This window comes from Ahniella affigens, assembly GCF_003015185.1.
Classification (GTDB): Bacteria; Pseudomonadota; Gammaproteobacteria; order Xanthomonadales; family Ahniellaceae; genus Ahniella; species Ahniella affigens.
This window is the reverse complement of record NZ_CP027860.1, coordinates 2,168,284-2,174,581: the sequence shown is the minus strand read 5'-3', so window position 1 is coordinate 2,174,581 and position 6,298 is coordinate 2,168,284. Positions and strand designations below refer to the sequence as shown.

2 protein-coding genes are annotated in these 6,298 nt (G+C 57.0%); one reads left to right on the top strand and one right to left on the bottom strand.

Annotated elements, in window-relative coordinates:
- Nucleotides 1–35: 35 nt before the first annotated feature.
- On the bottom strand, nucleotides 36–5,594 hold the full coding sequence (locus tag C7S18_RS08270) for a CHAT domain-containing protein (RefSeq protein ID WP_170113178.1): 5,559 nt from the start codon (nucleotides 5,592–5,594) through the stop codon (nucleotides 36–38).
- Nucleotides 5,595–6,083: 489 nt separating this feature from the next.
- Between C7S18_RS08270 and C7S18_RS25290 the strand changes: the two genes are divergently transcribed.
- Nucleotides 6,084–6,224 (top strand): DUF6768 family protein, encoded by a 141-nt coding sequence (locus C7S18_RS25290; RefSeq protein ID WP_425481093.1) that lies wholly within the window; start codon nucleotides 6,084–6,086, stop codon nucleotides 6,222–6,224.
- Nucleotides 6,225–6,298: the final 74 nt, after the last annotated feature.

The following is a 6,298-nucleotide window of genomic DNA, read 5'->3' as shown; positions in this document are numbered from 1 at the left end:
CGCCACTGACTCGCATGCTGCTTCGAAAGAGCTCTCTACTGGAGCGTTGTATCTCGTTCTGAAGCAAGCACAGCGGCATTCCAGTTCCGCAAGGCAGACTCGACTAACGCGATGGGTGCTTCATGTTCGCCTCGTTTGGCAAAGGCCAGCAGGAAACGCAACAAGTAGCGCACGTCGCCGATATAGTGATGGCCAGGGTCCCGGTTCAACGCCGCGATCAGGGCACGAACATAGGACTCAACGAGATCACTACCTCGCGGCGCCTTAATGGACTTCTTGAGCACTTTGTCCCGACTGGACGATCTGATCAAGGTCCACAACAGCTTGCGTTGCCACCGCGCATGGACGCGCCAGAACAGCGGGGACTTGAGCTCTAGCCAAGGCGTATTCAAGTATGCACGCTGCTCTGGGTCACTTAGCCCTTCACCCCCCATCCAACCCTGGACCAACCTACACATCACCAGAGCATTCGCGGTGATCTCTGACCTCGCGATCGCTCGCTGCCGCGACGTATCCCCCGATAGTGTAGAGAACTGCCGACACCAGAGCGCCAGCATCGACCCGCTCGCTGGTCGGTCACCAGCAGCGGCAAGGCGTCGTTGCAATGTCTCCTCAAAGCAAGTGATAGCAGCTCCAAGGCGCGGCAGCACGACATCAGGTTTCTCGCCAAGTTCTAGCAAGGCAAGCGCTGAGCGCGCGTGAAACTGCGACAAGGTATGCAGTCGCTTGGTAGTCCTGGGAAGCGCATCGACTTGTTCCGCATAAACGGAGGACGCTTTCAGCCACGCAATGCAGTCTTTCTTGGCCGTAGCGCCATGGTGCTCGATAAGATCCAGCGCGCCCTTTCCCGCACCAACAAGCACGCGCGTCAGCGAGCGGGTATTGACTCCGTACTGGTCCGCCAGCCATGCCCAAGCGGCATGAATTGCAGCTTCCAGGTTGCGCCCCGAGCTATCGCACAGGCGCGCCAAGGCACGATGGATGGACACCGGAATAGTGCTTCGCTTCGTTGGATTGATCTCCGGCAACTGTCTAGTCAGCGCAAGTTCACCGCCGCCATAGATGCGGTTCAATTCCTCTGCGCGCCCTGTGCCAATCCACTGTTGCCGCAAAGCTTCAATTACGGTATCAACGTGTTCGCCGGCCAGCTGCCCCGATTGCGCGCGCATCGCAAGATGAATGGCGGGTTCAATTAGAGTTCTCCGGATGTCCAGATAGGAACCAAAGTGGCGCCAAGACCCGGCAAGTGCATCTGCTCGCGCACGAACCAAACTTGTGTCTTTCGAAGTGCTCGCTTGGAGGGTGTAGCTATCCGAACCGTAGCATTGGTAGGCACCCCAGGTGTTATCCCAAGGAAACGCGTCATAGACAGCCACCCTCGCTTCCCTTACCGAATCGATGAACATCCGACCTTCGAGCATGTTCTGATAAAACACTTCGGCAAACCTGAGAGCCGCTTGATCATTGACTGCCCACCCCGCTGCCACAACGGCACGCACCCCAATCTCGATAAAGGCTTGAGCTAAGTTAGCTGCCAACTTAGGGAAGTCAGTCCCTGGCATCTTGCCGAGATGGCAACAATTGACAAACACCAACTCCGGAACGCTCGGCAGTTGCCGCACATCAGCGGGACTAAAGCAACCATCTGCCAAGACTAATCCGGTAAGCTGCGTGTCGCCATAATTGTAGACACCATGCCCCGCGATGTGCAGGATCTTGACCCGATCACTGAACAGCCCAGTTGTGATTTGCCCCTGCGCCTGCAAAGGGCCTGTGACCTGAAAGCCCGCCAAGCCGAGGAGATTGGCCACCAATGCCCCCTCTTCGTGCGCCGCTCTTAGTTGTCCAAATTCGGCCTTCCAGAACGCCGACTGTCCGCCACCCAATGACGGATCGGCAATGATTAGTGCCGTGTTATCACCGACTCTCGACAAGCACTCCGGTGCTCTGGGCAGCGATAGTTGCCGAATCATGCCGCCAGCAATGGACAGTGGCGTCGCTTGCGCGCCAAGGCTTCGCTGAGCGCCGGAACTAGGCAACTCTGACCGTAACAGCTCCCAAGGCAGCGTCGCCGACTTCCGATCGACGATCAATAGCAAGCGCTCCCCGCTGGGTCGCGCTGCCTTGAATTCTGGCGGGAGCAGCGCGTTGTAAAGCGCCACGCTCTCCCTCGCAGCGTTCTGACCGTGTGTGCTTGAGCTCCGTATTAGGTCATCGAGCAAACGGATGTTCAGGCGGACATTGGCGACGTTGACCTTGGCCAACACCGAGTAGAGCTCAAAGCTGAGCCTTTCCGGAAATCCATCGAGATTACCTTTGCCCCGAATCCTAATTCTCTGCGCCCAAGACAAATCCGCGTCAGAGTACGCTCGACGCCGACCAGTGTTGCGATGTCGCAAGTGCGGAGCCAGCTCAAATGCCTGGCGCAATCGCGCGCTTCCTGATAGCAATCGATTTAGTACATGGTAGGCCAAATGCGCGCGATCTGAGTACAGTTCGACAATCTCCAACTGCTCGGGCAGAATCGACACTATTCCCGCCTGCATGCAGCGATCCGAGGCCCGCAGCAGCGCTTCCAGTAGGGCCTGCACTGCAGGCTCCACACCAATGCCACCGAGCCCAGTGCCAATTAGCACCGTACTGAGATTGGCAGGTCTCCCTGTTCCGCGCTGCGAGTTCGATTCAATATGGCCACAAATGGCGCGTTCGAGGCTTCGACTCAGCTGATTGATGCCCAACCCACCGAACTCTCCCAGGCCAATGATCACAGCCTTGTCGTTGGATTGGCCTCTATGAACGTCAAAGCACCGCCATTCACCGATCTCTTGCGGATGTATGCCCGCATCCAATGACCGCTGTAGGGCACCTCCCAACAATTGATCCAGCACTTTTTCTGCACTGTGCAAGCCATCGGAACGATAGTGCCCGACCATAATCGGGTGAACGGCCGACGCAACATCGGCACAACTGACGATCACCCGAATCCGCGGGACTCGCTGAACCCCAGCGGTGCGCTGCCGAAGTGGCATCCCCCCCAAAGCAGCACTTGCCAGTGCGCGGTCATCAACCAGAGAACCTTGTTCGGCAAGTCCGCCATTCTCTTTGAGACGCAGCGACGTCCCCCGACTGCTACCAAGTCGAATCGGCTGACTGGCGAACGCATCGGCTTTGGTCTTGCCCTGCTGGAGGATATCGAGATAGCCACTGAAGAGCTCGCGCTTACTGGCCAAATCGCCGTGCACGACGTCGACATACCAAGCCGTGACGCCCGAGGGAATCCCGGGCGCCCAAGGGACTCTGCCATCGCCTTCGGCGGTATATGTAAAATCAATAGTTCGGCGTCCGAACCAGTTCTCTTTGACTTCTGCATCAATTGGTGTGCGATCGCTTCGCCCGGCGACATAGTAGGTTTGACTTGGCCACTTTAGCCTTCTCAGTCGATCACGACTCGCAATTGCATGTTGAAGGGCCGTTGCAGTTGGCACTGAATAGCCATGGACGTCTTTAAACTGATCCCAGATGTCTGGCCGAAAGTACGTGTCAGGCGGTGATTGCCGTGAATTGAACTCTGGCAATAGGTCGAGAACACCAGGATACTGTGCACAAATCTCAACCAAGCTCCGCCTGCTCGCAGCGCCTGCGGCTAGCAGCTTCAGCACACGCTCCTCGCCGGTCAATACCTTGGTCATTGCATGAGACCCAGCGGTTGGCGTGCCGAGCATCAAGAAGCGCGATTCAGGCAACTTGGAGAGTTCGAGCCACGCGGAATTAGCTAACCCCATCCACGCCCTGACAACCAGGCCGCCCATTGAATGCGCGATGAAACTTACACTTCTACCGGGTGCGCGCTCCATTTCCTCGCGCACGCGCTGGTCCAAAAGCACGGCACTCTCAAAAACGGACTTTCGCCAGTCATACCCAAATGAAACCAGCCTGTAGTGCTGCCCGAGAAAATCGCTCAGCTCGTCGTATTCAGGAAGCGGTCGGCCAGGCCTCGCCTGATCCGGGTTCAGCCGAAGCGAGTCCATCCCGGCCAAGAACAGCTGCAACTTATCCAACCAGACTCGATCAGCCCCGACATGAAGCTCCGTCCCCATGATCCCTGGTAGCAGGAATAGGATTGGCGCATCCGCGCGGGCCGGCCGAGGAGCACGTTGCGGCGCATGGACCAAGGGCTGCTTGGCTGGTTCGTAGGCCAGTGCCACAAGCTGTTCTGGCTGCATTTGCGCACTAATTGCACGCTCCAGCGTCTTCTTTAACAGTTGCTGGACTCGTGTGGAGCTCATGTAACTCAAGTGATAGAGTTTCGGCTCTGAAACATCCTGATATCCGACCCATCGCTCTGCACTCGCATCTGGCACCATCGAAGCACGATCCACCACCCAGTCATTGGGCACTCCGAAAATGCCATTGATCAGCGCCGCCAGCGGTCGCCGAAAACCACTCTCGTCAGCCACAGCGGCCAATGCCGTGGTTGTCACCGGCGACGGAAATTTGCGCAAAAACTGCACGAGCGCGCCATACGGGTGCATTGCCTGCAGACCCGGCAAGTCACTGATGTCGAGAACTTCTTCGGCAACGCTGCTCAACAAGCGCACCGCGAACGAAGTCTCCGGGGTCATTACCGCTTCTAAGTTCACTCCCTGGAGTAGGTTGATCCACAACGTCAGCTGCTGAGAGATTTTGGTGTTCGTCAGCGTCGTACCATAAACCGCAGCGCCGACTGGAATTTGCAACGTTAACTGGATCTTCTTATCCGCCAACCCCCGCACGACATTTCTAAGCTTCGCGGCTTGATCATCCGCCGTTTTCCGATCGCTCTCTGCAATCAATGCTCGTCGCAGCAGTTCGATGTCCTGGTCGCGTAGACCAGGCTCTTCACGACCTTGCCGCGCTACGAGTGCCGATCGACCGAGCAACTCGGTGACCAAACCGCCACGAGAAAAGCCAACCACGACGAGCTTGGCTTGGCTCGGCAGCAATGGCGTCAGATCGGACAGATTGTCGATCGGGCTTTCACTGACGGTGCGATGCTGAAAGGCCAGTATCCCCGCGTAGTCGGTCGCGAGCTTGGCCAAACTCAACGAGTTCCAGAGTGCGCCATAAGAGCCATGATTGCTGGAGAACGTACCGTGAATGAATAGCAGCCAAGGCTTTTCCAGATTTGCCTGTGGTGCAGACACAATTGGATGCCAGCCCTGCCCTGGCAACCAGCGAAACAATTGGTTCCCGGCGCGGACCTGCTTCTCCAAGAACTGAGCTGCCTTGCCCTTACCATACTTGGCCAGCGTCCGACCCAACCAACCTGATACCACGGTAAGCGCTTTCCAGAATGCGCCATCATCACGTGATGTCGGTACCCATTCGATTTCGGGCAGATCACCTCGATTCTCTAGAGTTCGGATTTCTGGCCATGTTAGAAAGTCCTCCGCAGTAAGCCAGATCTCGCCATGGTCGCTTTGCACCCGAACGAGGTCGGTCGCCTTCAGCGAGACCTCGGCAGACGAGGCTCGATCACGCCCAGTATGGCCCACTCGAAAGTGCTGAATCGTTGGCTTGTCAGCGTTGTCCAGCCCGTCAAAAAGCGGCTTCATAGAATTTTTGCACGCAGCAACGTTTTCAGCGTTGGCGGGCTCTGCACCACGTAACCTGAATCTCACCTCTTTGCTTGGGGGCGTACCATTGCCCGACGGCGGGTCGGACGTATCATCACCACCGCCTCGGGAAGAACCGCCATCGCTTGGCGACAGTCCTGCTGACGACGACTGAGCCGACTCGAAATCGTCGGTGTCGAATCTTTCGTTCTGGCCGGGAGTGTCTTCAGGGTTTGGGCCTACCGCGGATTCTGCGTCCCCCGGAGTCTCTTCACTCGACGGATCAATGAAGTTGCTGGCCATGACACGTCCGCGATCACCCAAGGTAGGTGAATGATGCATGCGCAAACGGCATTATGCATGTTGCATCGCACTAAACTATCCAAGGTCGCCTATTCCAGGAGGTTTAATCGTATTCCAGTCTTCCAGACACTTCGTTAAGCATCTTTTGAATGCTCAAAAACCGCGCAGCTATGGGTCCCGAGGGCAATGACTTCGCCCTGCCCTCTTTCCCAAACACCATTGAACCGATTCGCGCCGAGCATGGAGACCAATCGCCTACTGCGCGAAATTAAGCGGGTCGAACTGCAGATCGCGATGCTGCGATCGGACTCGAACGGAACGCGCTGATGCGCCCTTGAACAAGCTGCTCGACTGCTGCGGCGCGAGGAGAAAATCCCTCTGTCAGTATCTTATGCAGTAGC